At 70.6% G+C, this 26057-nt stretch carries 24 protein-coding genes; 16 read left to right on the forward strand and 8 right to left on the reverse strand.

Translation table 11 applies throughout. The features are described 5' to 3' along the window. The first annotated feature begins 8 nt into the window (after nt 1-8). Nucleotides 9-701 (forward strand): B3/4 domain-containing protein, encoded by a 693-nt coding sequence (locus ACIQPR_RS19130; RefSeq protein WP_403649548.1) that lies wholly within the window; start codon nt 9-11, stop codon nt 699-701. A gap of 4 nt (nt 702-705) precedes the next feature. Here ACIQPR_RS19130 and ACIQPR_RS19135 read toward each other — a convergent pair whose 3' ends face one another. Together ACIQPR_RS19135 and ACIQPR_RS19140 are read right to left on the reverse strand one after the other, a co-directional pair. After that, nucleotides 706-1434 (reverse strand): lysophospholipid acyltransferase family protein, encoded by a 729-nt coding sequence (locus ACIQPR_RS19135; RefSeq protein WP_403649551.1) that lies wholly within the window; start codon nt 1432-1434, stop codon nt 706-708. Between the two features lie 186 nt (nt 1435-1620). Further along, complete coding sequence (locus tag ACIQPR_RS19140; protein ID WP_403649554.1) at nt 1621-2037, reverse strand: DUF4395 domain-containing protein; 417 nt, start codon at nt 2035-2037, stop codon at nt 1621-1623. Nucleotides 2038-2112: 75 nt separating this feature from the next. On the opposite strand from ACIQPR_RS19140, the gene ACIQPR_RS19145 reads away from it, so the two are divergent. The 4 genes from ACIQPR_RS19145 (at nt 2113) to ACIQPR_RS19160 (ending at nt 5315) form a co-directional block, all read left to right on the forward strand. Then, nucleotides 2113-2526, forward strand: a complete 414-nt coding sequence (locus ACIQPR_RS19145) for a TlpA family protein disulfide reductase (RefSeq protein ID WP_403649557.1) — start codon at nt 2113-2115, stop codon at nt 2524-2526. A gap of 208 nt (nt 2527-2734) precedes the next feature. Beyond that, on the forward strand, nt 2735-3250 hold the full coding sequence (locus ACIQPR_RS19150; protein ID WP_403649560.1) for a flavin reductase family protein: 516 nt from the start codon (nt 2735-2737) through the stop codon (nt 3248-3250). Nucleotides 3251-3494: 244 nt separating this feature from the next. Beyond that, on the forward strand, nt 3495-4283 hold the full coding sequence (locus tag ACIQPR_RS19155) for an electron transfer flavoprotein subunit beta/FixA family protein (RefSeq protein WP_403649562.1): 789 nt from the start codon (nt 3495-3497) through the stop codon (nt 4281-4283). 69 nt (nt 4284-4352) lie between these two features. Continuing rightward, nucleotides 4353-5315 carry an electron transfer flavoprotein subunit alpha/FixB family protein gene (locus tag ACIQPR_RS19160; protein ID WP_403649566.1) on the forward strand — a complete coding sequence of 321 codons (963 nt, stop codon included), beginning with the start codon at nt 4353-4355 and terminating at the stop codon, nt 5313-5315. A gap of 54 nt (nt 5316-5369) precedes the next feature. Here the strand turns inward: ACIQPR_RS19160 and ACIQPR_RS19165 are convergent, their stop codons facing one another. Further along, entirely contained in the window at nt 5370-6263 is an 894-nt protein-coding gene (locus tag ACIQPR_RS19165; protein ID WP_403649569.1) for an endonuclease/exonuclease/phosphatase family protein, read from the reverse strand. Nucleotides 6264-6446: 183 nt separating this feature from the next. Between ACIQPR_RS19165 and ACIQPR_RS19170 the strand changes: the two genes are divergently transcribed. After that, on the forward strand, nt 6447-7751 hold the full coding sequence (locus ACIQPR_RS19170; protein WP_403649572.1) for a DUF6986 family protein: 1305 nt from the start codon (nt 6447-6449) through the stop codon (nt 7749-7751). Between the two features lie 95 nt (nt 7752-7846). Continuing rightward, entirely contained in the window at nt 7847-9649 is a 1803-nt protein-coding gene (locus tag ACIQPR_RS19175; RefSeq protein WP_403649575.1) for a protein kinase, read from the forward strand. Here ACIQPR_RS19175 and ACIQPR_RS19180 read toward each other — a convergent pair. After that, nucleotides 9595-10374, reverse strand: coding sequence for a hypothetical protein (locus ACIQPR_RS19180; protein WP_403649578.1), 780 nt, complete (start codon nt 10372-10374; stop codon nt 9595-9597). The two genes, ACIQPR_RS19175 and ACIQPR_RS19180, sit on opposite strands and share 55 nt — an antisense overlap. 8 nt (nt 10375-10382) lie before the next feature. Continuing rightward, on the reverse strand, nt 10383-11420 hold the full coding sequence (locus ACIQPR_RS19185; protein WP_403650603.1) for a LacI family DNA-binding transcriptional regulator: 1038 nt from the start codon (nt 11418-11420) through the stop codon (nt 10383-10385). Nucleotides 11421-11625: 205 nt separating this feature from the next. On the opposite strand from ACIQPR_RS19185, the gene ACIQPR_RS19190 reads away from it, so the two are divergent. After that, nucleotides 11626-12582: an ROK family protein gene (locus tag ACIQPR_RS19190; protein WP_403649580.1), complete on the forward strand. Its 957-nt coding sequence runs from the start codon at nt 11626-11628 to the stop codon at nt 12580-12582. A gap of 68 nt (nt 12583-12650) precedes the next feature. Here ACIQPR_RS19190 and ACIQPR_RS19195 read toward each other — a convergent pair whose 3' ends face one another. Beyond that, nucleotides 12651-14672 carry an NPCBM/NEW2 domain-containing protein gene (locus ACIQPR_RS19195; RefSeq protein ID WP_403649583.1) on the reverse strand — a complete coding sequence of 674 codons (2022 nt, stop codon included), beginning with the start codon at nt 14670-14672 and terminating at the stop codon, nt 12651-12653. A 188-nt stretch (nt 14673-14860) separates the two neighbouring features. Between ACIQPR_RS19195 and ACIQPR_RS19200 the strand changes: the two genes are divergently transcribed. From ACIQPR_RS19200 to ACIQPR_RS19235, 8 genes are all read left to right on the forward strand, one after another. Beyond that, nucleotides 14861-15832 carry a TIGR01777 family oxidoreductase gene (locus tag ACIQPR_RS19200; RefSeq protein ID WP_403649586.1) on the forward strand — a complete coding sequence of 324 codons (972 nt, stop codon included), beginning with the start codon at nt 14861-14863 and terminating at the stop codon, nt 15830-15832. A 30-nt stretch (nt 15833-15862) separates the two neighbouring features. Beyond that, nucleotides 15863-16057, forward strand: a complete 195-nt coding sequence (locus tag ACIQPR_RS19205) for a hypothetical protein (protein WP_403649589.1) — start codon at nt 15863-15865, stop codon at nt 16055-16057. A gap of 139 nt (nt 16058-16196) precedes the next feature. Next, entirely contained in the window at nt 16197-17240 is a 1044-nt protein-coding gene (locus tag ACIQPR_RS19210; RefSeq protein ID WP_403649592.1) for an NUDIX domain-containing protein, read from the forward strand. A gap of 250 nt (nt 17241-17490) precedes the next feature. Continuing rightward, complete coding sequence (locus ACIQPR_RS19215) at nt 17491-19311, forward strand: ABC transporter family substrate-binding protein (RefSeq protein ID WP_403649595.1); 1821 nt, start codon at nt 17491-17493, stop codon at nt 19309-19311. A 121-nt stretch (nt 19312-19432) separates the two neighbouring features. Next, nucleotides 19433-20419: an ABC transporter permease gene (locus tag ACIQPR_RS19220; protein ID WP_403649598.1), complete on the forward strand. Its 987-nt coding sequence runs from the start codon at nt 19433-19435 to the stop codon at nt 20417-20419. Continuing rightward, nucleotides 20412-21332: an ABC transporter permease gene (locus tag ACIQPR_RS19225; protein WP_403649601.1), complete on the forward strand. Its 921-nt coding sequence runs from the start codon at nt 20412-20414 to the stop codon at nt 21330-21332. The genes ACIQPR_RS19220 and ACIQPR_RS19225 overlap by 8 nt, the downstream gene beginning before the upstream one ends. Nucleotides 21333-21349: 17 nt before the next feature. Beyond that, a complete protein-coding gene (locus ACIQPR_RS19230) occupies nt 21350-22447 on the forward strand; it encodes an ABC transporter ATP-binding protein (protein ID WP_403650605.1) in 1098 nt (365 codons plus the stop codon). Then, the gene (locus ACIQPR_RS19235; RefSeq protein ID WP_403649604.1) at nt 22444-23514 is read left to right on the forward strand and encodes an ABC transporter ATP-binding protein; all 1071 of its coding nucleotides are present in this window, start codon (nt 22444-22446) and stop codon (nt 23512-23514) included. Before ACIQPR_RS19230 ends, ACIQPR_RS19235 begins: the two co-directional genes overlap by 4 nt. Here ACIQPR_RS19235 and ACIQPR_RS19240 read toward each other — a convergent pair. Together ACIQPR_RS19240 and ACIQPR_RS19245 are read right to left on the reverse strand one after the other, a co-directional pair. Then, on the reverse strand, nt 23487-24539 hold the full coding sequence (locus tag ACIQPR_RS19240) for a protein kinase family protein (protein ID WP_403649607.1): 1053 nt from the start codon (nt 24537-24539) through the stop codon (nt 23487-23489). The genes ACIQPR_RS19235 and ACIQPR_RS19240 overlap by 28 nt on opposite strands. Before the next feature lie 41 nt (nt 24540-24580). Next, complete coding sequence (locus ACIQPR_RS19245) at nt 24581-25936, reverse strand: dipeptidase (protein ID WP_403649610.1); 1356 nt, start codon at nt 25934-25936, stop codon at nt 24581-24583. Between the last annotated feature and the right edge of the window lie 121 nt (nt 25937-26057).

Raw genomic sequence — 26057 nt, forward strand, 5'->3', positions numbered from 1 at the left:
GGCACCTCATGACGCTCACCCTGACCGTGTCCGACGCGGTCCGCGCCCTCGCACCCGGTTTCACCCATCTCGCCATCGAGGCGCACGGACTGGTCAACGGGCCGAGCACCGAGGCGAGTTCGGCACTCCTCGACGACGCGGCCCGCCGACTGGCCGTACGGCTGGACGGCCGCGCCCCGCACGAGGACCCGCACATGGCGGCCTGGCGCGAGGTGTACACCGCGTTCGGGTCGAAGCCCTCGCGCACCCGCAACTCGGCGGAGGCGCTGGCCAAGAGGGCGCTCACGGACGCCGGGCTGCCCCGGATCAATGTGCTGGTCGACCTCTACAACGCCATCAGCGTCGCGCACCTGATCCCCGTGGGCGGCGAGGACGCCGACCGTATCCAGGGCGGCATGACCCTGCGACGGGCCACTGGGGACGAGGAGTTCGTGACGGTCGCGGGCGGCGAGGAGGTGGTCGAGCACCCCGACGCCGGCGAGGTGGTGTGGGCCGACGCGGCCGGTGTCACCTGCCGCCGCTGGAACTGGCGACAGGGCCCGCGCACCAGGCTCACGGAGGAATCGGTGTCCGCCGTCTTCCTGTTGGAGAGTCTGGCGCCGATGCCGGTCGCCGAGGTCGAGCGCGCGGGTGCCGAACTCGCCGAGCTGCTGGAGAAGTTCAGCCCCGGGGCGCGGATCGCCGTCCACGCCCCGGCGTGACGATTCAGTGGGCCTCGGTCGCCTTGACCTCTTCGGCGGTGGGTGCGGTGCCGCCGAGATGGGCCGGCATCCACCAGGTGTCGTCCGGGCCCTTGGGGCGGACCGGATAGGCGCGCTGGGCGGCCTCCAGGAGTTCCTGGACGCGCTCGCGCAGCCGACGGGTGATCGCGCCCGCGTACTGGTCCTGGGGGGCCTCCACCGGCTCGCCCACCCGGATGGTGATCGGGGTGTGGCTGCGCTTGAAGTTCTTCGGGTGGCCCTTGGTCCACAGCCGCTGGGTGCCCCACAGGGCCATCGGGATCAGCGGGACGCCCGCCTCCTGGGCCATGCGTGCGGCACCGGACTTGAAGCTCTTCAGGGTGAAGGACTGCGAGATCGTCGCCTCGGGGAAGACGCCGACGATCTCACCGGACCGCAGCGACTCCAGCGCGTGCTGGTAGGCGGTCTCGCCCTGCTTGCGGTCCACCGGGATGTGCTTCATGCCGCGCATCAGCGGGCCGGAGATCCTGTGCCGGAACACCGACTCCTTCGCCATGAAGCGCACCAGGCGCTTCTGCGGCAGGGCGGCCAGGCCGTCGAAGATGAAGTCCAGGTAGCTGATGTGATTGCTGACCAGCACGGCGCCGCCCGAGCGCGGAATGTTCTCCGACCCCTTGCAGTCGATCTTGAGGTCCCAGACCTTGAACAACGTTTGGGCGAGACCGACGACGGGACGGTAGACAAGCTCAGCCATGGACGGGGTGGACCCTTCTCTCTGCCTGGAAGGGGTTCTCCGGGCGGGAAAGTTACGCAGCCGTAGGTTTACGGCATTGCGCAGATCGTGCCCGAAGAACGGACGACTGGCCAGTCCCCGTGCCCCAGAACGGCGAGATCCTCGTCACGTCCATTGCTTGATCCACCTCGGACTTTTAAGTGGCCTTTACTCCGCGCGAACCGTCACCCGGCGTACGAGCAGGTACATCTCGCACCCCAGGCAGTACCCGAACGCGGCATTGAGGAACGCGGCGGCGAGCGCGGCACCCGTCGCCGCCAGCCCCAGCCAGGTCGGTCCCACGCCGAAACCGACCAGACCCACCCCGGCGAAGACCAGCCCGACCGCCTGCGCGAACCGCGGCGGCTCCGGTGACTCGAACTCGGTCGGCGGGCCGATCCGGGGCCGTACCGCCGTACGGAACAGCCGGCCGTACGGCGAGCGGCCCACCCCGCCCGCCGCGCCCAGCGCGAACGCCAGGGTCTGCCAGGCCAGCAGCCAGAAGCTGCCGGTGACCAGCACGACCGCCAGTACCGCGGTCGTCAGGGCCGCGCCGAAGCGCGGCCCTCTCACGTCGATGTCCATGAATCTAGGATTCCGCAGCAGAAACGATTCTTGGTGCTGGGAATCTTTGCAGTCTCGTGAACGCTGGAGCAGGGGATGACCGGACTCGTGGTGTGCGTGGCGGTGCTCGTGGCGGCGAGCGCCTACGGAGTGCTGCATCGGCGGCGGAGCGGGAGAGTGCGGGTGCGCGGGCGCGACGGCGGAAAACGGCTCGGCGCGGCCGAGTTGGGCGGCGACCTCGGTGAGAAGGCGACCCTGGTGCAGTTCTCCAGCGCCTTCTGCGCCCCCTGCCGGGCCACGCGCCGGGTCCTGGGCGAGGTGGCGGGCATGGTCCCCGGAGTGCGTCACATCGAGATCGACGCCGAGGACCATCTGGAGCTCGTACGGGAACTCGACATCCTGAAGACCCCCACCGTGCTGGTGCTCGACGCCGACGGCCGGGTCGTACGGCGGGCCACCGGCCTCCCCCGCAAGGCGGACGTCATCGCGGCCCTGGGGGAGGCGGTTTGACGATTCGGGCGGAAGCGGTGAGTCATCTCCCATATGCCGGAACGTACTTGACTGCGCACACCACCTATCGTCAGCCTGACCGTATGCCTTCGGAACTCCTTCTTTTCGGGCGGGCGCACGTCGACCTCGCACGCACCGCGAGCGCGTGCTGTCCGGGCTGTTGAGCAGCGACGGTCCCGCTCATCGCCTCCCCAAGAAGGACAGCCCCATGACGGCCACGCCCGGTCTCGGCACCCGTACCCCCCAGCACGCCTCTCCCGATCTGCTGCGTTCCGTCTTCCGGCAGCACGCGGCCGGTGTGGCGGTGATCACCGCACGCGGTGCGGGCGGCCCGGTCGGTTTCACCGCCACCTCCCTCAGCTCCGTCTCCGCCCAGCCCCCGATGCTCTCCTTCGGGATCAGCACCGGCGCGTCCAGCTGGCCCGCGATATCCGGGTCCGAGCACGTCGGCGTGCACATACTCGGCGAGCACCAGGAGCAGCTGGCCGCCACCTTCGCGCGCAGCGGCGCCGACCGGTTCGGGGCGCCCACCGTCTGGCGCGAGGGGCCCGAGGGTGTGCCGGTCCTCGACGGCGTGCTCGCCTGGCTGGTGTGCCGGGTCGTTGCGCGGGTGCCCGCCGGGGACCATCGCATCGTCCTCGCCGAGGTCGTCCTCGGGCAGCACGCGGGCTCCGGCCGCCCGCTCCTCTACCACCAGGGGCGCTTCAACGGGCTGCGTGACTGAGACCACTCCCGGTGGGTGACGGGCCACCCTGCGGAAGCGTCTGGTTCCGATTACGCTGCGTTGCACAGGTCACAGTTCAAAGCGCTTGCTTAGCGGGCACCTGCTGAGGGAGCGTAGTGCTGCGTACTGGCGAGTAATATTTCGCTCGGGGCACCGGCCGCCCGCACCGGGAACGGCCGTTCAGGGCGCCTATGCTGCCTGGAAGTAGGCAGCCGAAAAATGACGATGCAGTAGGAGAGCCGGCGTGAGCTTGAGGATCGTTGTCACTGTGAAGTACGTGCCCGACGCCACTGGCGACCGGCACTTCGCCGATGACCTGACCGTCGACCGGGACGACGTGGACGGTCTGCTCTCCGAGCTCGACGAGTACGCGGTCGAGCAGGCGCTGCAGATCTCCGAGAACTCGGACGACGACGTGGAGATCACCGTCCTGACCGTGGGCCCGGAGGACGCCAAGGACGCCCTGCGCAAGGCGCTGTCCATGGGCGCCGACAAGGCGATCCACGTCGAGGACGACGACCTGCACGGCACCGACGTCATCGGCACCTCCCTGGTGCTGGCCAAGGCGATCGAGAAGGCCGGCTTCGACCTGGTCGTCTCGGGCATGGCCTCCACCGACGGCACCGCCGGTGTGATCCCCGCCCTGCTGGCCGAGCGCCTGGGCGTCCCCCAGGTCACGCTGCTCTCCGAGGTCTCCGTGGCGGACGGCGTCGTCAAGGGCCGCCGGGACGGCGACTCCGCCTCCGAGCAGCTGGAGGCCTCGCTGCCGGCCGTCGTGTCCGTCACCGACCAGTCGGGCGAGGCGCGTTACCCGTCCTTCAAGGGCATCATGGCCGCCAAGAAGAAGCCGGTTCAGGCCTGGGACCTCTCCGACCTGGAGATCGACAGCGACGAGGTCGGCCTCGAAGGCGCCTGGAGCACCGTCGACTCCGCGGCCCAGCGCCCCGCGCGCACCGCCGGCACGATCGTCAAGGACGAGGGCGAGGGCGGCAAGCAGCTCGCCGAGTTCCTCGCGGGCCAGAAGTTCATCTAAGGGCCCCGACCCGCCGCAGGCTCCCTCACCGCCCCCTCAGACTTCGCACGCACGCAGGAGACCATTCCCATGGCTGAAGTTCTCGTCTACGTCGACCACGTGGACGGTGCCGTCCGCAAGCCCACCCTGGAGCTGCTGACGCTGGCCCGCCGCATCGGCGAGCCCGTCGCCGTCGCCCTCGGCTCCGGTGCCGAGAACACCGCCGCCGCGCTCGCCGAGCACGGCGCGGTGAAGGTGCTCACGCACGACGCCGCCGAGTACGCCGACTACCTCGTCGTACCGAAGGTGGACGCCCTCCAGGCCGCCTACGACACCGTCTCCCCGGCCGCCGTCCTGGTGCCGTCCTCCGCCGAGGGCAAGGAGATCGCCGCCCGCCTCGCGGTGCGCATCGGCTCCGGCATCATCACCGACGCCACCGACCTGGAGGCCGGTGACGAGGGCCCGGTCGCCACGCAGTCGGTGTTCGCCGCCTCCTTCACCACCAAGACCCGGGTCTCCAAGGGCACCCCGGTCATCACCGTGAAGCCCAACTCGGCCGCCGTGGAGGCCGCCCCGGCCGCCGGCACCGTCGAGGCCCTCGCGGTCACCTTCTCCGACAAGGCCACCGGCACCAAGGTCACCGCGCGCACCCCGCGCGAGTCGACCGGCCGTCCGGAGCTGACCGAGGCCGCGATCGTCGTCTCCGGCGGCCGTGGCGTCAACGGCTCGGAGAACTTCGCGATCATCGAGGCCCTCGCCGACTCCCTCGGCGCGGCCGTCGGCGCCTCGCGCGCCGCCGTGGACGCCGGCTGGTACCCGCACACCAACCAGGTCGGCCAGACCGGCAAGAGCGTCTCCCCGCAGCTCTACATCGCCAACGGCATCTCCGGCGCGATCCAGCACCGCGCGGGCATGCAGACCTCGAAGACGATCGTGGCAGTCAACAAGGACGCCGAGGCCCCGATCTTCGACCTCGTCGACTACGGCGTGGTCGGCGACCTCTTCGACGTCGTCCCGCAGCTCACCGAGGAGATCAACACCCGCAAGGGCTGATGTCCGCAGGCCGGAGGAGGCTCCCGCGACCCGTGTGGTCGCGGGAGCCTTCGTTCATCCCAGGGTGATCGTGGACTGCACCGGCAGATGGTCGCTCGGGAACTGGCTGTTCTCCGAGAACGTGTCGATGACCGTACGGCGCACGGTGACCCCCGGGGTGACCAGGATCCAGTCGATGCGGTTCCCGTCCGGCACGAGCGCGCGATAGCCGTGGAAGGTGCCGTACAGCTGCCCGCGCCCGGCCGCCGCGTCCCAGGTGTCCCTGAGGCCGGCGCCCAGCATCGTGTCGTAGACCGAGGTGGTGTGCGCGGCGGTGTTGAAGTCGCCGGTCACCACGATCGGCAGGGAGCGGTCGAGGCGGGCCAGGCGGGCCGCGATGAGCGTGGCGGCCTGTTCGCGCGCGTACTGGCTCGCGTTGTCCAGGTGGGTGTTGAGGACGTAGAACTGCCGCCCGTCGTCCCCGAGGTCGCGGAAACGGATCCAGGTGGCGATGCGCGGATGGGCGCCGCCCCAGGTGTTCGAGCCGATCACGGACGGCGTGTCCGAGAGCCAGAACTGGTCGTACTCCACGGGGGCGAGCCGGCGCGTGTCGTAGAAGATCGCCGTCTCCTCGTCGTGGCTGCCGCCCTTGCGGCCGCTGCCGATCCAGTCGTAGTGCGGCGCCAGGTCCTGCCTGATGTCCTGGAGCTGCTGGTAGAGGCCCTCCTGGGTGCCGATGATGTCGGGGGCCGCGCGCAGCAGCAGGTCGCGCATCACCGGGCGGCGGACCTGCCAGCTGTTGGGCTGCGAGCTGCTCGCGTAGCGCAGGTTGAAGGTCATGACGTCCAGCAGACGCGTCTCGTGCCGTACGGCGTCGGCGCGTACGGTTCCGATCAGGGGCACGGCGATGGCCGCCGCCACCAGCGTGGTCAGCCCCGCGCGACGCGTCACCGTCCAGGCAGTCGACATGTGCATCCCTCCCCTTGCGAGTCAGGATGAGGGGGCGGGGCGTCGGGCGGAAGAGGGCCTCGGGGCGGGAGTGAACACCGTGGGTTCACGCCGTGGACAGGGTGTTGACCGGCGGGAAGCTCCATGGATAACTTCATTCTACGGATTGTGGATTCCGCAGAGCGGAAAACTGGAGGCTGTGGGATGGGTCAGGGCGAGCAGGAGAAGGTCGCGACGAGCCTCGCGGGCGCGGTGAGCGAGCAGATCAGCGCCTCCCTGGCACCGGTCGACGCCGAACTGGAGCGCCGCTACCCGGGAGACCCCGGCACCCGCCAGCCGGTCCACACGGTCTACGTCCCCGGAGACGTCTTCGCCGCCGACACGATCCGCACCTGGGGCGACCGCGCCCTCGCCGTCCTCGACGAACACGCCCCCGACGCCGCCTCCTTCGCCGCCGTCCTCGGCCTCTCCGCCGAACTCGCCGAACCCGTCCACGCGCGCGTGCGGGCCAAGTTGGAACGCGAGCCGATCGAGGACCTGCGGGTCGACTTCGAGGACGGCTACGGTGCCCGCCCCGACGCCGAGGAGGACGAGACCGCCGCCCGCGCGGCCCGGCTGATCGCCGAGGCGTACCGGAAGGGCACGGCGGCGCCCTGCATGGGCATCCGGATGAAGTGCATGGAAGCGCCCGTGCGCGAGCGGGGCATCCGCACCCTCGACATCTTCCTCACCGGACTGATGGCGGCCGGCGGACTGCCCGAGGGCCTGGTCCTGACCCTGCCCAAGGTCACCTACGCCGAGCAGGTCACCGCGATGGTGCGACTCCTTGAGGCCTTCGAGAAGGCGCACGGGCTCGACGCCGGCCGGATCGGCTTCGAGATCCAGATCGAGACCAGCCAGTCCATCCTGGCCACGGACGGGACCGCCACCGTCGCCCGCATGATCCAGGCCGCCGAGGGCCGCGCCACCGGCCTGCACTACGGCACCTTCGACTACAGCGCCTGCCTCGGCGTCTCCGCCGCCCACCAGGCGAGCGACCACCCCGCCGCCGACCACGCCAAGGCCGTCATGCAGGTCGCCGCGGCGGGGACCGGCGTCCGCGTCTCGGACGGCTCCACCAACGTGCTCCCGGTCGGCCCCACGGCCCAGGTCCACGACGCCTGGCGGCTGCACTACGGCCTCACCCGACGGGCCCTGGCCCGCGCCTACTACCAGGGCTGGGACATGCACCCCGCCCACATCCCCACCCGCTACGCGGCCGTCTTCGCCTTCTACCGCGAGGGCTTCGAACAGGCCGCGGTCCGCCTCGCCCGCTACGCCGACCGGACCGGCGGCGACGTCATGGACGAGCCCGCGACCGCCAAGGCCCTCAGCGGCTACCTGCTGCGCGGTCTCGACTGCGGCGCGCTCGACATCGCGGAGGTGGCCCGCGCGACCGGGCTGACCCGGGCCGACCTGGAGGGCTTCGCCGCGCCCCGCCGCGGCGACCTGACGGCGTCCGCCAAGTAGCGGACCTGTCACAGCTGCCGCCGCCCCCTTCTGTTGTCACTGGCGCCCCGTAGGCTGTACGGCGTTCATCGATGTGCCACAGGAACGGAGCAGCGGTGTCTTCGGGGGAGAGCGGACGCGTGGACGGAGTCGGCAAGCTGCTGGCCGGACGCTATCGCGTGACGGCCCGGCTCGGGCACGGCGGCATGGGCGTGGTCTGGCGCGCCGTCGACGAGGTCCTCGGCCGTGAGGTCGCGGTCAAGGTACTGCGCACCTTCACCGACGACCACGGACCCCAACTCGCCGATCTACGGCTGCGGATGCAGCGCGAGGCACGGGCGGCGGCGCGGGTCCGCCATCCCGGTGTCGTCGCCGTGCACGACATCGCGGAGGTCGACGGACGCCCGCTGATCGTCATGGAGCTGATCGACGGCCCCTCCCTGGACCACGTGCTGGAGGAGCGCGGCCCTCTCGACCCGCGCGAGGCGGCGGAGATCGGCGCGAAGGTGATGGACGCGCTGGCCGCCGCCCACTCCGTGGGCGTGCTGCACCGCGACGTGAAGCCCGGGAACATCCTCCTGGAGCGCTCGGGCCGGGTCGTCCTCACCGACTTCGGCATAGCGACCATGGACGACCCGGGCGACGGTTCGGCCACCCACCTCACGCGCAGCGGCGAACTCATCGGCTCCCTGGACTACCTGGCCCCCGAGCGGGCGCAGGGCGCGCACCCCGGCCCCGCCTCCGACGTCTGGGCCCTGGGCGCCACGCTGTACGCGGCCGTGGAGGGAGCCTCGCCGTTCCGCCGCACCTCGACGTACTCGACTCTCACGGCGATCGTCGACGAGCCCCTGCCGGAACCCCACCGCGCCGGCCCGCTCACCCCCGTCCTGCGCCAACTCCTCGACAAACGCCCCGAGTCACGCCCCGACGCCGAACTGGCACGCACCCTGCTGGAGGCGGTGGCGCGGACATCGGCGGCGGACTCGCCGACGACGGTGCTGCGGGGGGCCGGGAGCGGGCTCGCCGGTGCGGAGCAGGGGACACCGGGCGGCCCGGCGCCCCAAGGCCCCGACGCGCGAGTACCGCCGGGCCCGGACGCACCGGTGCCGCCAGGCGGATCGGACACCCTCCCCCCAGCCTCCGCCTCCGTGCCCGTGCCTGCGCCAGGGTCTGCGCCCCAAGGCTTCGGCCCGCCCCCGGCACTCTCGATACCCCATCCGACCCCACCGACCGGCCCCATCACCCAACCCGCCCGTCCCCGCCGCCGGACCCGCGTCCTGATCGCCGCCGCTGCCGCGGTGGTCGTCCTGGCCGGTGCCGGAGTGGCCGTCGCCCACTTCGTCAACTCCGGTGACGCGAAGGTCACTTCACAGGGCGGCTCGCCCCCGGTCCAGGACGTCGGCGCCGCCACGCCCACCGCACGCGCGGACGCCAAGCGCTCGGAGTCCGCCGCACCCACCGGACAGGGCGCCGACGGCACCAAGGCGCCGACGCAGAGGCAGACCGGCAAGGGCGGGGACACGACGGCCGGACCCTCGCCCACCGCCTCGCCGACGAAGTCCACGTCCTCCGGCGGCGGAGGCACGGGCGGCGACAGCACTCCCACCACTGGAACCAGTCCCAGCGCCAGTCCCGCCGCGGCCTGCCAGTCCATCGGGGGCGGCAAGTACAACTGCCAGGTGTGGCGCAAGGCCAAGTCCTACACCGCGTCCGGCACCGAGGCCGGCGTCCTGGGCTCGGGCACCAACTACTTCTACTGCCAGCAGAACCTGGGCCGCCGCGAGACCTACGGCCAGTGGACCAACGTCTGGTGGGCGAAGACGGACGACGACAGCGGCAACACGAACGTCTATGTCAGCGTCGTCTACATCAAGGGCGGGGGCAACGACGAGCCGGTCCCGGGCCTGCCGGTCTGCTGAGGACCCACGAAGCGCTCCAGCCCGGACACCGTCACCAACCCCTCCGCCCGGAACAGCCGCGTACCGCGCTCGCACACCTCCCGGTCCCCGCGCGCCCGCGCGCAGAACTCCTCCGGTGTCCGCCCGAACAGCCTCCTCAACTCCGCTGAGGCAGCGAGCAGTTCGGTGAGCAGCGCGCGCTCGCCCGGATGCCGACGCGGCACACCGGTGCCGTCGTGCAACACCCCGTGCCGGTTGACGTACACGTACACGCCCCGCGGTGACTCCCCGCACTCCGACGCGAACCGGAACCCGGACCCGCTCAACCACGCCCGGTCGTACGCCCCTTCACTCGCGTCCACCACCGCGAGCTGCCGCGCGTCGAACCACGTGACGAACAACTCCCTTACGACATCGGGTGAGTTGACCGGTGACGCGGACACATAGCCCACACCGCTCACATGCGCCGAGACGCCGACGTCGATCCCGGTGACCCGTGTCCGCACCATCGGGACGGGCGAGGAGATGCCGAACTCCGCCATCTTGTGCCGCAGTTGACCGGGGCAGGCGTTGGAGCCGATGGCGAGGACGGGAGTGCGGTCCTCGTAGGTGACGTGGTTGTCGAGCGGCAACAGCCGGTCCCCGACGAGGAGTCCGGAGGCGGTGGGCCACACGCCCGGGTATTCGAGCGGGAAGTCGCGGGGCGCCCGGGCCAGTCCCAGAGCCGCCAGCGTACGGTCGGGCACCGCTCGGCTCAGTCCGTGGGCGGGAGTTCGCCCGAGCCCCGGGTGATCAGCCGGGTCGGCAACTCGATGCGTTCCGGGGCGATGAGCGTGCCGTCCAGCTGGCGGAAGAGGCGCTCGGCGGCGGTACGGCCCAGGGCCGCCGCGTCCTGGGCGACGACGGTCACACCCGGCTGGAGCAGGTCGGCGAGTTCGAAGTCGTCGAAGCCCACGAGGGCGACCCGGCGGGACTGTTCGGCGAGCACCCGCACCACGGTGACCGTCACGCGGTTGTTGCCGGCGAAGACGGCGGTGACGGGGGAGGGGCCGGACAGCATCTCCTCGGCCGCCCGGCGCACCCGGACCGGGTCGGTCACGCCGAGGGACATCCAGGCGTCCTCGACCGCTATGCCGGCGTCCTCCATGGCGGCCCGGTAGCCGCGCAGGCGCTCGGCGGCCGTGTGGATGCGGGGCATGTCCCCGATGAAGCCGATGCGCCGGTGGCCGTGGGCGATGAGGTGGCTGACCCCGTCGTGCGCGCCGCCGTAGCTGTCGGACAGGACGACGTCGGCGTCGATCCGCCCGGCCGGACGGTCCACGAACACGGTCGCGACGCCCGCCTTGACCTCCGGTTCCAGATAGCGGTGGTCGTCCCCGGCCGGGATCACCACCAGTCCGTCCACCCGGCGGGCGCACAGCGCGAGCACCAACTCCTGCTCGCGGTCCGGGTCCTCGGCGCTGGAGCCGTTGATCAGCAGGGCGCCGTGGGCGCGGGCGACCTCTTCGACCGCGCGGCTGAGCGGGCCGTAGAACGGGTCGGCGAGGTCCTCCAGGACGAGGCCGATGCTGGCCGTGCGGCCCTTGCGCAGGACGCGGGCGCTGTCGTTGCGCCGGAAGCCGAGGGCGTCGATGGCCTCCTGGACGCGGCGCTCGGTGTCGGGGGTGACGCCCGGCTCGCCGTTGACCACCCGCGACACCGTTTTCAGGCCGACACCGGCGCGCGCGGCCACGTCCTTCATGGTCGGACGGTTGCCGTAGCGGTTCTCGGGGCGGCGGGCGGTCTCTGGCACGATGCGCTGTCCTGTCCTGTCGTCCACGGGGGATGCATAGGTCCATGGGTTTGTATGAGGATGTGGCGTCGAGCATAGAGCCTGGACAACGTTGTCATGTGCGAGAGAGACTGTCCACCGATATCTCCGGCCTGCGCCCCCACCGCGAGACCGGTCCAACTCACCTTCTGGTGGTTCTCATGTTTGACGGGGAGATCTGACACTGATGCACACCGACCTCGTGGCCGCGCTCGACATCGGCGGCACCAAGATCGCCGGGGCGCTGGTGGACGGCCACGGCAAGATCCTGGTGCGCGCGCAGCGCCCGACGCCCTCGCAGGACGACGGCGACACCGTGATGCGGGCCGTGGAGGAGGTGCTCGCCGAACTCACCGCATCGCCCTCGTGGTCCCGCGCGAGCGCCCTCGGCATCGGCAGCGCGGGTCCCGTGGACGCCTCCGCGGGCACCGTGAGCCCGGTCAACGTGCCCGGCTGGCGCGACTATCCGCTCGTGGAGCGGGTCCGCGCGGCGACCGGGGACCTGCCCGTGGAACTGATCGGCGACGGCGTGGCGATCACGGCCGCCGAGCACTGGCAGGGCGCGGCGCGCGGGCACGCCAACGCGCTGTGCATGGTGGTCTCCACCGGAGTCGGCGGCGGTCTCGTCCTCAACGGGCAGCTGCATCCCGGGCCGACCGGCAACGCGGGCCACATCGGCCACATCAGCGTGGACCTGGACGGCGACCCCTGTCCGTGCGGTTCGCGCGGCTGCGTCGAGCGGATCGCCAGCGGTCCCAACATCGCCCGGCGGGCGGTCGAGGGCGGCTGGCGGCCGGGCCCGGACGGCGACACCTCGGCCGCCGCGGTGGCCGCCGCCGCCCGTGCCGGGGACCCGGTGGCGGTCGCCTCCTTCGAGCGGGCCGCGCAGGCCCTGGCGGCCGGCATCGCGGCCACCGCGACCCTCGTCGAGATCGACATCGCCGTGATCGGCGGGGGCGTCGGCAAGGCGGGCGACGTGCTCTTCACCCCGCTGCGCAAGGCGCTGAGCGACTACGCGACGCTGTCCTTCGTGCGACGCCTCACGGTGACCCCGGCCCAGATGGGCACGGACGCGGGGCTCGTGGGAGCGGCCGCGGCCGCGCTCGCCGGCCAGACGAGCAGCACGACCGCGGCCGGGGTGTGAGGCCCGGACCGGACGAAACGTTCGTTCAGTGCCCTACGTCCCTGTCGGGTCCCTGAGGTGCCCGGCGCTCAGCAAGTGAGCTGTGCGTCCGCCCAGTCCGCGTGGTCCGAGTCGATTCCGTCGCCGCCGTCGGTGACGACGAGTCGGACCACCTGGGCGCCGGTCACGTCTGCCGTGACCGGCTGGGCGGGCATCGCGTTGGTGAGGACGCCGGTCGAGGCGACCTTCGTGCCGTCCGCCCAGATCTCGAAGGCGACGGTCCCCTTGGCGCCCTTCTCGTCGTCCACACCGACGTCCGCGGTGACCTTCTCGCACGCCTTCCCGGTGTAGTACTCCACATCGCTCGCCGCGTGCACACCGAGCCCCTTCGCGTACACCACTCCGCCCAGGGTGATCGGATGACCGTCCCCGGCCGCGCTCTCCCCGTTGCTGGTGTTGCGTTCAACGGGACCGTAGCCATTGGTAGTTGAGAGCCACGGCAGGTCGCCGAGGTACGAGGTCCCCGAGGCGGGGGCCACCACCACGGACGCGGTGAACGGCAGGGTGCTGTCGGCACGCGCGCCCGTCGGCGAGCGGTAACTCGCCCTGAGCGTCAGGTCGTACGACCCCGTCGGCGTCCCCGCGGGCGCGGTGACCGCCCACTTGGTGCGGAGCGATCTGCCGGTCGGTACCGCCCGCGCGGTCGTCGGCGACACGGCCCGCACCGTCCAGCCGGCGGGCCCGGTCAGGGTCACGGAGACGTGGTCCGCGCTCGTCCGGCCGAGGTCGGTGACCGTCGTGGTGAGCGGGGTCCGCTTGGCCGCCTCGACCAACAGGGCGCCGTCCAGGCCGAGTTCGACGGCGGGCGGGTTCTTGAGCGCGCGCCGGTCGGCGGCGACCCGGACGAGGACCGTGCCATGTGCCGGGACCGTCGCGGAGATCGTGCCCGCCGTGTTGTAACTCCGGTGCCGCCACAGGTCGCGCAGGGCGTAGGCGCGGGCCGCGGGCAGGCCTACGGCGGTCGCGGTCGTGGCGATGCGCTGGGCGCTGCCGGACTCGTTGAACAGGGCCACCGTACGGCTGCCGTCCTCCATCTCCTTGGCGACGACCCAGCGTCCGCCCTCGGACGAGACGACCGTGCCCTGCCTGCCCAGCGGGTCCTGGTCGACCGCGATGACCTCCTTGTTGTCGAGGATGTCGAAGGTCGCGTCGGTCGCCTTGCGCAGGTCCGAGCCGATGAGGAGCGGGGCGGCCATGATCGACCACATCGAGAAGTGCGAGCGGTACTCGGTGTCCGTCATCCCGCCGTTGCCGACCTCCAGCATGTCGGGGTCGTTCCAGTGCCCGGGTCCGGCGTACGGCGCGAGCGGGAGGTTCTGCTTGAGGATCGACAGCATCGAGCCCCAGTTGTCGCTGATGTCACCGGTGGTGCGCCACAGGTGGCCGACGTCCGAGGCCCACTCCCAGGGTTTGTACTGGCCCCATTCGCAGATGCTGAAGACGATCGGGCGGCCGGTCGCCTTCAGGGCGTCGCGCATGGTGGTGTAGCGCAGCTTGGCGTCCACGCCCTGGTTGTTGCAGTTGTCGTACTTGAGATAGTCCACGCCCCAGTCGGCGAACTGCTGCGCGTCGCTGTACTCGTGGCCCAGTCCGCCCGGGAACCCGGCGGTGTTGCACGTCTTGGTGCCCGCGCTGGTGTAGATGCCGAGTTTGAGGCCCTTGGCGTGTACATAGTCGGCGACGGCCTTGATGCCGTGCGGGAAGCGGACCGGGTCGGGGACGAGCTTGCCGTCGGCGTCGCGGGACGGCAGGGCCCAGCAGTCGTCGAGGTTGACGTACTGGTAGCCGGCGGCCTTGAGGCCCTTGGCGACGAACAGGTCGGCGATGCCCTCGACCATGGACTCGTTGAACTCGGCACGGCAGTGGGTGGAGTTCCAGTTGTTGAAACCCATCGGAGGTGTGAGTGCCTGGCCGTCGGCCAGGGTGGGGGAGACGGGGTCCTGCGCGGGGGCGGCGACCGCGGGTGCGGCGAGGCCCGCCGCGCACAACAGGCCTGCTGCCAGCGCTCCGATCACTCTTCGGCGGGTCGTGCGGGTGTGGGGGTGACGCATGGTGACGTTCCTCCGGACTCGCGAGAGATGGGATCACTTCCTGTGCGTGTCATGTGCGCGATTACGGTAGGACGTGTCGAACTCTGTTGGAAGAGTTGCGTATTGGGGGACCGAAATTCCGTCGCGTAAGTTTTGAACACGTTCAACTTTCTGCGCTAGGCTCACTCCCGAACAGAAGGGGGAGCCTTGTGAAGATCGTCATTCCCGGTGGTACGGGACAGGTGGGCGCGATCCTCGACCGCGCTCTGACCGGGGCCGGTCATGAGGTCGTCGTCCTGACCAGGCGGCCCGGGCGCGACCGCGAGGTGTGGTGGGACGGCGAGCACCCGGGCTCCTGGGTCCGGGAGATCGACGGCAGCGACGTCGTGGTGAACCTGGCGGGCCGCAGCGTCAGTTGCCGCTACACATCCGCCAACCTGAAGGCCATGATGGACTCGCGGGTGAACTCCACCCGGGTCGTCGGCGAGGCGATTTCCGCCGCCGCGCACCCGCCGCGCGTCTGGCTCCAGATGAGCACCGCCACCATCTACACCCATCGCCACGACGCCCCCAACGACGAGGCCACCGGCCTGATCGGCGGCGCCGAACCGGGCGTCCCCGGCTACTGGTCCTACAGCGTCGAGATCGCCAGGAACTGGGAGCGCGAGCAGGAGCGCGCCGACACCCCGCACACCCGCAAGGTGGCCCTGCGGGCCGCCATGGTGATGAGCCCCGACCGGGGAGGTGTCTTCGACGTGCTGCTCGCGCTGGCCCGGCTCGGGCTCGGCGGTCCGGTCGCGGGCGGCGCCCAGTACGTGTCCTGGATCCACGACCAGGACTTCGTCCGTGCCGTCGAGTTCCTCCTCGCCCGCGACGACATCACCGGGCCGGTCAACCTCGCCGCCCCGGGGCCGCTCCCGCAACGTGCCTTCATGCGTGTCCTGCGCGCCGCCCGGGGCATCCCCGTGGGCCTGCCCGCCACCAGGCTGATGGCCGAGCTGGGCGCCTTCGCGCTGCGCTCGGACACCGAACTCCTCCTGAAGAGCCGGCGGGTGGTGCCGGGGCGCCTGCTGGCGGAGGGTTTCACCTTCGACCACCCGCAGTGGCCCGAGGCGGCCGTGGATCTCGTACGGCGCTCGCGCGGCGGAGCCGTTTCCACCCGGCGGCCGGTCCGGGCGTGACCCGGGCGCGCTTCGTCAGTTGAACGGGGCATGAAGAAGCGCAGCATGCTGGCCATCGCCTCCCTCGCCACCGGTTTCGTCGTCGCCGCGATCACTCCGTCGCACTCGCACGACCACGACGTGCTCGGCGATCTCAACGTCAAGGACACCGTGGGCTCCATGGACCACCTGGTCAGCGACGGCAGCCTCGCCGTCGACGAGAACACCCTGGGACAGAACAGCTGATACCCGTCACGAGTGTGCGGCGCCGGTGCCCCGTCGGAGGGAGCACCGGCGCCGTCGTATGCGCGCTCTCAACTGGGGCTGGTTTCCGTGGCAGGGTGGAACGGGCAAGCCTCAGGGGGCCAACAGAAGAGGGGGACCTGTGACCGTCGTCTGGATCAACGGCGCGTTCGGTGCGGGCAAGACCAGCACCGCACGGGAACTGATCGACCTGATCCCGAACAGCACGTTCTTCGACCCCGAGATCATCGGCGGAGCACTTCCGAACCTGCTCCCGCCCAAGCACCTCGCGGAGGTCGGCGACTTCCAGGACCTGCAGATCTGGCGACGGCTCGTGATCGACACGGCCGCCGCCATGCTCGCCGAGCTCGGCGGGACCCTCGTCGTCCCGATGACCCTGCTGCGCCAGGAGTACCGCGACGAGATCTTCGGCGGCCTCGCGGCCCGCCGGGTCGCGGTCCGGCATGTTCTCCTGGCACCGGCGGAAACGATCCTGCGCGAGCGAATAGCCGGCCGGGAGATCCCCCCGGACCTCCCCGACGGGGAGCTGCGGACACAGCAGTGGGCGTACGACCACATCGAGCCGTACCGCGCCGCACTCGCCTCCTGGCTCACCGCCGACGCGCATCTCGTCGACACCAGTGTCCTCACCCCGTACGAGACGGCCTGCCGGATCGCCGACGCGGTCGGCAGCGGCACCGTCCCCGTCTGCGACATCGTGCAGACCCCCGAGCCCACCGCCGAGACCGTCGCGGCCGGTGTGCTCCTCTTCGACGAACAGGACCGGGTGCTGCTCGTCGACCCCACCTACAAAGCCGGCTGGGAGTTCCCCGGCGGTGTCGTCGAGCCCGGCGAGGCACCCGCGCGGGGCGGTATGCGCGAGGTCACCGAGGAGACCGGCATCGTCCTCGACGACGTACCCCGGCTGCTCGTCGTCGACTGGGAACCGCCCGCCCCGCCCGGCTACGGCGGGCTGCGCCTGCTCTTCGACGGCGGCCTGCTGGGCGCCGCCGAGGCGGACCGACTGCTGCTGCCGGGACCGGAGTTGCGCGGCTGGCGCTTCGCCAGCGAGCAGGAGGCCGCGGACCTGTTGCCGCCGGTCCGCTACGAGCGGCTGCGGTGGGCGCTCAGAGCCCGGGAGCGCGGGGCCGCGCTCTATCTGGAGGCGGGCGTGCCGGTCGGCTGACGGCCCGTGAATTTGCGGTCCGATCAACGATGTTGAACGGGACTTTGCCCTTTCGGGGACACCGCCTGGCGATTTTGCGGGGCATGGGTCATTCCGATAACAAAGCGAGGGTGAATTGTCGCCTTCCCGGTATGAACAGGAACGTGAAGAAGGTACATCGGAGCTCTAACGTCTTTGCGCAGCTCAGTTCTCTCGCGGCCGCCGGCCGCCTCTACGGGACCGGACCTCTGGCCGGTCGAAGGAGAGGAACATGCGCGCGCCATCCTCGGCCCTCACCCGGGCCCTCACCCTCGCCGCCGGGCTCACCCTGGTGCTCACCGCTTGCAGCAGCGGCGGTGGGGGCGGCGGCAGCTCCAGCAAGGGCACGTCGGCCGGACTCACGTCCTGCAACACCGTGGGCCAGGCCAACACCTGCAACTCGGCCGCCACCAAGTCCGGCGGAACGTACACCTATGTGCTGGAGAAGAACATCCAGCAGTGGAACGTCCAGGACATCAACGGCAACACCTTCGAGAACGGGGAGGCCCTGGAGGTCGTCCTGCCGCAGGTGTTCATACCCCAGCCGGACTTCACCGTCGCCCTCAACACCGACCTGGTGACCTCGGCGACGCAGACCAGCGTCAGCCCGCAGACCATCGTCTACAAGATCAACCCCAAGGCGGCGTGGAACGACGGGACGCCCATCACCGCCGACGACTTCACCTATTACTGGCGCACCAACAACGGCAAGGACTGTCCGCCGCCGCCCGCCAGCGACTCCAGCCAGACGCACGGCTGTCTGCCGCAGAGCACCGCGGGCTACGACCGGATCAAGTCCCTCACCCCGTCCGACAACGGCAAGACCTTCACCATGGTGATGTCGAAGCCGTACTCGGACTGGAAGTCGCTGTTCGGCGCGGGCTATCCGCTCTATCCGGCGCACACCGCGGAGAAGATATCCGGCGCCAAGGTCGGTGACGCCGCCGCCATGACGGCCACTCAGATGGCGCAGGCCTGGCAGTACTTCCTGAAGACACCGCCCACCAAGTACCCCACCGCGGGTGCCTACAAGATGCAGCAGTGGGTCGACAACGACCACGCCACCTTCGTGCCCGACCCCAAGTGGTACGGCGCGAAGAAGGCGACCCTGCAACGGCTGATCTTCAAGGTGATCTCCGACGCCACCCAGGAGCCCACCGCCCTGAAGAACAACGAGGTCCAGGGCATCTACCCGCAGCCCGAGGTGGACCTGGTCAACCAGGTCAAGGACATCCCCGGCATCACCTACAGCATCGGCAACGGGCTGACCTGGGAGCACTTCGACCTCAACCTGCACGACCCGGTGATCGGCAAGTACCTGGCACTGCGGCAGGCGATGTTCACGGCGATCAACACCAAGGACATCATCGCCAAGACGGTCGGCCAGTTCGACCCGGCCGTGAAGCCGCTGGGCAACCACAACTTCGTTCCCGGGCAGGCCGGTTACAAGGACGTGGTCAGCGCGACGGGCCAGGGCTCGGGTGATCTGACGAAGGCGAAGAAGTACCTCACCGACGCCAAGTTCACCGGGGTGGGCACCGCGCTCAAGACACCGGACGGCAAGGCGGTCGGACCCTTCAACTGCCGCTACACCACCGGCAACCAGATCCGGCAGAGCGAGTGCCAGATCCTCCAGAGCAACCTGGCGAGCCTCGGCATCAAGATCACCATCAAGCCGATCGGCGCCGCCGACCTCGGCACGGTCCTCGCCGGGCACCAGTACGACATCATCGTCTTCGCCTGGGTCGCGGCACCGTTCCCGAGCAGCGGCGCCCAGCAGAACTGGTTCACCGGCGGCGGCGGCAACTACGGCGGCTACAGCAACAAGACGGTCGACTCCCTGATCGCCCAGGCCGTGGGCGAGACGGACGCGACCAAGGCCGCCGCGCTCCTCAACCAGGCCGACCAGCTCATGGTGAACGACGCCTATGTGCTGCCGCTCTACCAGAAGCCGACGTTCTTCGCCTCGCAGACGCGGTTCGTGAACATGCGGAACAACTCCACGAACGTGGGACCGGCCTACAACACCGGTACGTGGGGCCTGAAGAAATAGCCCGCCTTCCCGGGCAGGCACCAGCTCCACCGGCTCGCCTGCCGGGCCCGGCCCCGCGACACCGGGGCCGGGCCCGGCCCGGACGGCACCACCGACCCGCCGGCCTCCGAGAGAAGACCGCATGCTCGCCTACACCGTGCGTCGCATCCTCGTCTCCATCCCCGTCCTGATCGTCTCGACGTTCATCGTGTTCCTGGTGGTCATCAACTCCGGTGACCCGGTGGCGAATTTCGCCACCTCACGCCAACCCGCGCCCAGCAAGGCGGCGGTGCTCGCCTTCGCCCGGCACATCCACGCCAACCAGCCGGTGATGGAACGCTATTGGAACTGGATCACCGGCGTCCTGCACGGCGACTTCGGCCCCTCCGTGCAGGCCAACCTGAACATCGGGCACGACCTGTTCACCCGCTTCAAGGTGACCATCACCCTGGTTGCCGCCGCGATGGTCCTCGCGCTGATCATGGCCGTCGTCTTCGGTGTGTTCAGCGCCGTCCGCCAGTACTCCGCCGCCGACTACACCATCACCTTCTTCGGCTTCCTCTTCCTCGCCATGCCGGTGTTCTGGTTCGCGGTCCTCCTCAAGCAGGCCGGGATCTGGTTCAACCAGAAGACCGGCAGCCAGTTCCTCGGCACCATCGGCGAGAAGTCCCCGTACCTCGAAGTCGACACCACCTGGAACCAGTTCACCGATCACGTCGGCCATCTCATCCTGCCCACCATCACCCTCGCCCTGGTCTCCTTCGCCTCCTGGACCCGCTACACCCGCGCCTCCATGCTGGAGGTCCTCAACAGCGACTACGTACGGCTCGCCCGCGCCAAGGGCCTGCGGCGCGGCAAGGTGATGACCCGGCACGCGCTGCGCACCGCCCTCATCCCGCTGGCCACCGTCACCGCGCTCGACATCGCGATCATCCTGGGCGGCGCGGTGATCACGGAGACGATCTTCCAGTGGCACGGCATGGGCGAGATGCTGGTCCAGGCGGCGACCACGCTCGACGTCTACCGCACCATGGCCTGGCTGCTGCTCTCCGCCGTCGTCGTCATCGGGTTCAACCTCGTCGCCGATCTCCTCTACGCCGTACTCGACCCGAGGATCCGCTATGACTGACATCGAGGCACCAGGGTCCGCGGGCGCCCAACTGCCGCGAGGGGACCACGAGTTCACCGTACGGCAGCGCACCCAGACCCAACTGGTGCTGCGCCGCTTCGTCCGGCACCGGGCCGCGATGGCCAGCCTGGTCGTGTTCGTGCTGATCCTGCTGTGGGCGTTCATCGGCCCGCACCTGTGGCACTACTCGTACGCGAAGTACACCGAGGACAATTCCCAACCCCCTTCCTGGAAGCACCCGTTCGGCACCGACTCCTCGGGCTACGACGGCTACGCGCAGGTCATGCGCGGCACCCAGACCTCGCTCAAGATCGCCATCATGATCGCGCTCGGCTCCACCCTGCTCGGCGCGGTCTGGGGCGCCATCGCGGGCTTCTACCGGGGCTTCGTCGACTCGGTCATGATGCGCGTCGCCGATCTCGTGCTGACGCTGCCCCTGTTCGCCATCGCCCTGGTCATCTCCTCCCGCACCGGCGGCTCCTGGTACTGGATCGCCATCGTCATCGCCGGACTCACCTGGGCGTACGTGGCCCGCGTGGTGCGCTCCTCGGTGCTGTCGCTGCGCGAGAAGGAGTTCATCGAGGCGGCCAGGGCGCTCGGCGCCTCCGACGTGCGGATCATCTTCCGGCATCTGCTGCCCAACGCGCTGGGTCCGATCATCGTCAACGCGACGATCCTGGTGGCGACCGGCATCCTCACCGAGACCGCGCTCTCCTTCCTCGGGTTCGGCGTCCAACCGCCCGACACCTCCCTGGGGTTGCTGGTCTCCCAGGCGCAGACGGCGGTCGACACCCGGCCCTGGCTCTTCTACATCCCCGGCGCGTTCATCATCGCCATCGCGCTGACCATCAACTTCATCGGCGACGGCCTGCGCGACGCCTTCGACCCCCGGCAGCAAAGGGTGCGACAGTGACGACCACGAGTCATGGAGTGCACGAGGTCCCCGTGACGTCCGCCGTGCTCGAAGTCGAGGACCTCAGTGTGGAGTTCGGCACCGAGGACGGCACCGTACGGGCCGTGCGCGGGGTCGGCTACCGGCTCGACCGCGGCGAATCGCTCGGTATCGTCGGCGAGTCCGGGTCCGGGAAGTCGGTCACCGCCCTCGCCGTGATGGGGCTGCTGCCGGCCGGTGCCAAGGTGCGCGGCTCGGTCCGCTTCGAAGGCACCGAACTCCTCGGCCTGTCCGACGCCCGCCTCTCCGACCTGCGCGGCAGCGGCATCGCGATGATCTTCCAGGACCCGATGACCTCCCTCAACCCCGTTTACAACGTGGGCTACCAGATCGCCGAGACCCTGCTCCGCCACAACCCCGGCATGACCCACAAGGACGCGCGCGCACGCGCCGTCGAACTGCTCGGCACGGTCGGCATCCCGAGCCCCGAGCGGCGCGTCGACAGCTACCCGCACGAGATGTCCGGCGGGATGCGCCAGCGCGTCGTCATCGCCATCGCCATGGCCAACGACCCGGACGTGATCATCGCCGACGAGCCGACCACCGCCCTCGACGTCACCGTGCAGGCGCAGATCCTCGAAGCCCTGGAGACCGCCCGTGCCGAGACCGGCGCGGCCCTGGTCCTCATCACCCACGACCTCGGCGTGGTGGCCGGACACACCGACCGGGTCGCGGTCATGTACGCGGGCCGGATCGTGGAGACGGGGTCGGTCGAGGACATCTTCTACACCCCGCGCATGCCCTACACGCTCGGCCTGCTCGGCTCCCTGCCCCGCCTCGACCGGGAGGAGGCACGGCTCACCCCCATCACCGGCTCACCGCCGAGCCTGCTCAACCTGCCTCCCGGCTGCCCCTTCGCGCCCCGCTGCCCGATGCGCCGGGACGTGTGCGACACCGACGAACCCGTCCTGCGCAGGGCCGGCGGCGACCTCCACCTCAGCGCCTGCCACTTCGCCGACGAACTCGTCGACACCGGCGCCGGCCAGGTCTTCGACGCGGTCGGCGCGGACACCGAGGCCCTGGCCCGCTTCGCCGACGCGGCCCCCGCCACGAACCCCGAGGAGGACCCCGTATGACCGCGCCCGCGCGGGCCGCCGCTCCGCTGCCGCCGCTGCCCGGCCACGGCGGCACCGGCGCCCCGGTCCTCCAGGTCCGCGACCTCGTCAAGCACTTCCCGGTCATGTCCAAGGGCGTCGTCCGCCGCCGCGTGGGCGATGTGCACGCCGTGTGCGGAGTCTCCTTCGACCTCCACGAGAACGAGACCCTGGGCCTGGTGGGGGAGTCGGGCTCCGGCAAGACGACGATCTCCCGCACCGTCCTCGGCCTGGAACGGGCCACCGCCGGACAGGTCCGCTACGGCGCGCACGAGCTGACCGAACTGAGCAGACGTCAGATGCGGCCCCTGCGAAGGGAGTTGCAGATCGTCTTCCAGGACCCGTACGCCTCGCTCGACCCGCGGATGACCGTCCACGAGATCGTCGCCGAACCACTGCGCATCCACGGCCGGTACGGGTCCGGGGCGGGCGCCGAGGTGAGCGAACTCCTGCGCCTGGTCGGGCTCAACCCCGAGCACGGCAACCGCTTCGCCCACGAGTTCTCCGGCGGGCAGCGCCAACGCATCGGCATCGCGCGGGCGTTGGCGCTGCGCCCGAAGGTCGTCATCCTCGACGAACCGGTGTCGGCGCTCGACGTGTCGATCCAGGCCGGCGTCCTCAACCTGCTCATGGATCTGCAGAACGAACTCGGGCTGTCCTTCCTGTTCGTCGCCCACGACCTGTCGGTCATGCGGCACGTCGCCGGCCGGGTGGCCGTCATGTACCTGGGCCGCCTGGTCGAGATCGCCCCCGCCCGGCAGCTCTTCGCCCGCCCCGCGCACCCGTACACCCAGGCACTGGTCTCGGCGATTCCGCTGCCCGACCCGCGCAAGGAACGCGCCCGGAAACGGATCACCATCCAGGGCGACGTCCCGAGCCCGGTGCGCCCGCCCAGCGGGTGCCGCTTCCGCACGCGGTGCCCGAAGTTCGCGAACCAGCTCACCGAGAGCGAACGCGGGTCCTGCGTCGAGGAGGTACCGGAACTCGTCGACCGGGGCGGCGGCAACCCGGTCGCCTGCCACTACGCGGAGAGCGTGGAGCTGCTGTAGCCGAGTTCCCCGGCGGACGGGTACGGGGTCAGCCTGCTCCCGTGCGTGAAGCGCCGGTTGAAGTCGCCCACCGTCAGGGCGAGTCGGGCGTGGCGGGAGATGAGTTCGGCGGCGGCCTCCGGGATGCCCTCGGGCCGCCTGCCGTCGTCGGCGCACGCGCGGATGAACTCCCTTCGTTCGTCCGGGCCGTAGCCGTACAGGTCCACGACGAGCCAGTGCACCAGGTACGAGAACGCGTAGGCGCGGTCGTAGTGGAGGTGGCGGTCGTGGAAGGCGCGTTCGTCCGCGGTGAGCCGGAAGCGCGGGGAGAGGGCGAGGCCGTAGTCGGCGAGGTGGAGCCGGTGCCCGTCCGTGAGGATGTTCCTGAAGTGGACGTCGAAGTGCACGAGCCGCTGCTCGCGGAGGAAACCGGTGACGGCTTCGAGGCCCTGCTCCACGAGGGCGCAGGCGGTGGCGGGGTCGTCGCCGCGCAACTGTCCGGGGAGCCAGTCGTGGAGGGTGAGCGGCAGGTGCTCCATGAACAGGGTCAGGCTCGCGGTGGCCGTGCGCAGGGCCTCGATGTGCTCGCGTCCGGCGCCCCAGTAGGCCACGGTCCGCTCCACGTCGGCGAGTTCGTCGGGGAGCGGCTGCTCCGGGCCGGGCAGCACCCGCCAGTGGTGCAGCAGCGGGAAGCCCGAGAACCGGCCGGACAGCGCCCAGTTGGTGGTCATCTCGTGGACGGCCAGCTCGCGCCAGACGCCGAAGCCGGGGCTGGGCAGCGCGCCGATGCCGAAGTGGCAGTAGGCGGGAGCCCCGAACACGTTGGCCGTGGACCGCACGTTCTCCGGCCGCCGCTCCAGGTCCGTCAGCGGCATCCGCTTCACGAACAGCTTTCTGCCGTCCACCTCGACCAGCATCGAGCGCCCGCCGACGCCGGACCCCAACGGTGTGGCCGCGTCGAGGAGTTCGGCGAGTTCGTGGTCGGAGAGCAGGGCGAGGGCGGTGGCGGTGTCGGTGTGGGCGGTGACGCGCGAGGCACGGGACATGTCCCCATCCTCGCGCTTCGTCAAGGCGGCCCGGGACGTGCTCAGTTGGCCGCGTAGTTCCGCAGGAACAGCGCCTCCGCCACCGACAGCCGCTCCAACTCCGCAGGAGACACGCTCTCGTTGACCGCGTGGATCTGCGCCTCCGGCTCGCTGAGGCCGATGAGGAGGATCTCCGCCCGCGGGTAGAGGGCCGCGAGGGTGTTGCAGAGCGGGATGGAGCCGCCCTGGCCGGCGTACTGCATCTCCTCGCCCGGGTAGGCGACCGCCATCGCTTCGGCCATCGCCGTGTACGCGGGGCTGGTGGTGTCGGCGCTGAACGGCTGGCCCTGGCCGATCTGTTCGGTGCGCACCCGGGCGCCCCACGGGGTGTGGGCCTCCAGGTGGGCCGCGAGCAGCTTGGTCGCCTCGGCCGCGTCGGTGCCCGGCGGGACGCGCAGGCTGACCAGCGCGCGGGCGCCGGCCTGCACGGACGGGGTGGCGCCGACCACCGGCGGGCAGTCGATGCCGAGGACCGTGACGGCCGGGCGCGCCCAGATGCGGTCGGCGACCGTGTCGGAACCGATCAGCCCGACGCCGTCCAGCACCTTGGCGTCCTGCCGGAACTGCCCCTCGTCATACGCCAGCCCGTCCCAGGTCGCGTCGGCGGCGAGCCCGTCGACGGTCGTCGAGCCGTCGTCGGCGCGCAGCGAGTCCAGTACGCGGATCAGCGCGGCCAGCGCGTCGGGCGCGGCGCCGCCGAACTGGCCGGAGTGCAGGTTGCCTTCGAGGGTGTCGATCTGGACGCGCACCAGAGTCATACCGCGCAGCGTCGAGGTCACGGTGGGCAGGCCGAGGCGGAAGTTCCCGGTGTCGCCGATCACGATGGTGTCGGCCGCGAGGAGTTCGGGGTGTGCCTCGGCGTACCGCTCCAGGCCGCCGGTGCCCTGCTCCTCCGAGCCCTCGACGATCACCTTGATGTGCACCGGGATGCCGCCGTCGGCCTTGAGGGCGCGCAGCGCGAGCAGGTGCATGATCAGGCCGCCCTTGCAGTCGGCGGCACCGCGCCCGTACCAGCGGCCGTCGCGCTCGGTCAGTTCGAACGGCGGGGTCGTCCAGGCGGTCTCGTCGAGCGGCGGCTGCACGTCGTAGTGGGCGTACAGGAGCACGGTCTTCGCGCCCTCGGGGCCCGGCAGGCAGCCGTAGACCGACTGGGTGCCGTCCGGGGTGTCGAGCACGGCCACGTCCTGGAAACCGTCGGCGCGCAGCGCGTCGGCGACCCAGTTCGCGGCGCCCTCGCTCTCGCTCTTCGGGAACTGGTCGAAGTCCGCCACCGACTTGAAGGCCACCAGCTCGCCGAGCTCAGTTCTTGCCCTGGGCATCAGCGAGGCGACGGTCTCGGCGACCGGATTCGACGACATGGGCACGCTCCTTGTGGGTGCGACGTTGTACGAATGATGCCGTCGATCCTCCCACAACGGCCTGTGGCGATGTCCGCCGTAGGATGCGGGGGACAGGTGCGGCAGCGGCTTGATCGGGAGC

The organism is Streptomyces sp. NPDC091280, assembly GCF_044768565.1.
Taxonomy (GTDB): Bacteria; Actinomycetota; Actinomycetes; order Streptomycetales; family Streptomycetaceae; genus Streptomyces.

What these genes read in the sequence shown, in the direction of transcription:
- ACIQPR_RS19235 (WP_403649604.1), top strand. Translation starts at nt 22,444, where the DNA reads ATGACCGCGCCCGCGCGGGCCGCCGCTCCGCTGCCGCCGCTGCCCGGC.
- ACIQPR_RS19145 (WP_403649557.1), top strand. Translation starts at nt 2,113, where the DNA reads ATGACCGGACTCGTGGTGTGCGTGGCGGTGCTCGTGGCGGCGAGCGCC.
- ACIQPR_RS19160 (WP_403649566.1), top strand. Translation starts at nt 4,353, where the DNA reads ATGGCTGAAGTTCTCGTCTACGTCGACCACGTGGACGGTGCCGTCCGC.
- ACIQPR_RS19205 (WP_403649589.1), top strand. Translation starts at nt 15,863, where the DNA reads ATGAAGAAGCGCAGCATGCTGGCCATCGCCTCCCTCGCCACCGGTTTC.
- ACIQPR_RS19225 (WP_403649601.1), top strand. Translation starts at nt 20,412, where the DNA reads ATGACTGACATCGAGGCACCAGGGTCCGCGGGCGCCCAACTGCCGCGA.
- ACIQPR_RS19240 (WP_403649607.1), bottom strand. Translation starts at nt 24,539, where the DNA reads ATGTCCCGTGCCTCGCGCGTCACCGCCCACACCGACACCGCCACCGCC.
- ACIQPR_RS19135 (WP_403649551.1), bottom strand. Translation starts at nt 1,434, where the DNA reads ATGGCTGAGCTTGTCTACCGTCCCGTCGTCGGTCTCGCCCAAACGTTG.
- ACIQPR_RS19245 (WP_403649610.1), bottom strand. Translation starts at nt 25,936, where the DNA reads ATGTCGTCGAATCCGGTCGCCGAGACCGTCGCCTCGCTGATGCCCAGG.
- ACIQPR_RS19150 (WP_403649560.1), top strand. Translation starts at nt 2,735, where the DNA reads ATGACGGCCACGCCCGGTCTCGGCACCCGTACCCCCCAGCACGCCTCT.
- ACIQPR_RS19140 (WP_403649554.1), bottom strand. Translation starts at nt 2,037, where the DNA reads ATGGACATCGACGTGAGAGGGCCGCGCTTCGGCGCGGCCCTGACGACC.
- ACIQPR_RS19195 (WP_403649583.1), bottom strand. Translation starts at nt 14,672, where the DNA reads ATGCGTCACCCCCACACCCGCACGACCCGCCGAAGAGTGATCGGAGCG.
- ACIQPR_RS19190 (WP_403649580.1), top strand. Translation starts at nt 11,626, where the DNA reads ATGCACACCGACCTCGTGGCCGCGCTCGACATCGGCGGCACCAAGATC.
- ACIQPR_RS19220 (WP_403649598.1), top strand. Translation starts at nt 19,433, where the DNA reads ATGCTCGCCTACACCGTGCGTCGCATCCTCGTCTCCATCCCCGTCCTG.
- ACIQPR_RS19170 (WP_403649572.1), top strand. Translation starts at nt 6,447, where the DNA reads ATGGGTCAGGGCGAGCAGGAGAAGGTCGCGACGAGCCTCGCGGGCGCG.
- ACIQPR_RS19215 (WP_403649595.1), top strand. Translation starts at nt 17,491, where the DNA reads ATGCGCGCGCCATCCTCGGCCCTCACCCGGGCCCTCACCCTCGCCGCC.
- ACIQPR_RS19165 (WP_403649569.1), bottom strand. Translation starts at nt 6,263, where the DNA reads ATGTCGACTGCCTGGACGGTGACGCGTCGCGCGGGGCTGACCACGCTG.
- ACIQPR_RS19130 (WP_403649548.1), top strand. Translation starts at nt 9, where the DNA reads ATGACGCTCACCCTGACCGTGTCCGACGCGGTCCGCGCCCTCGCACCC.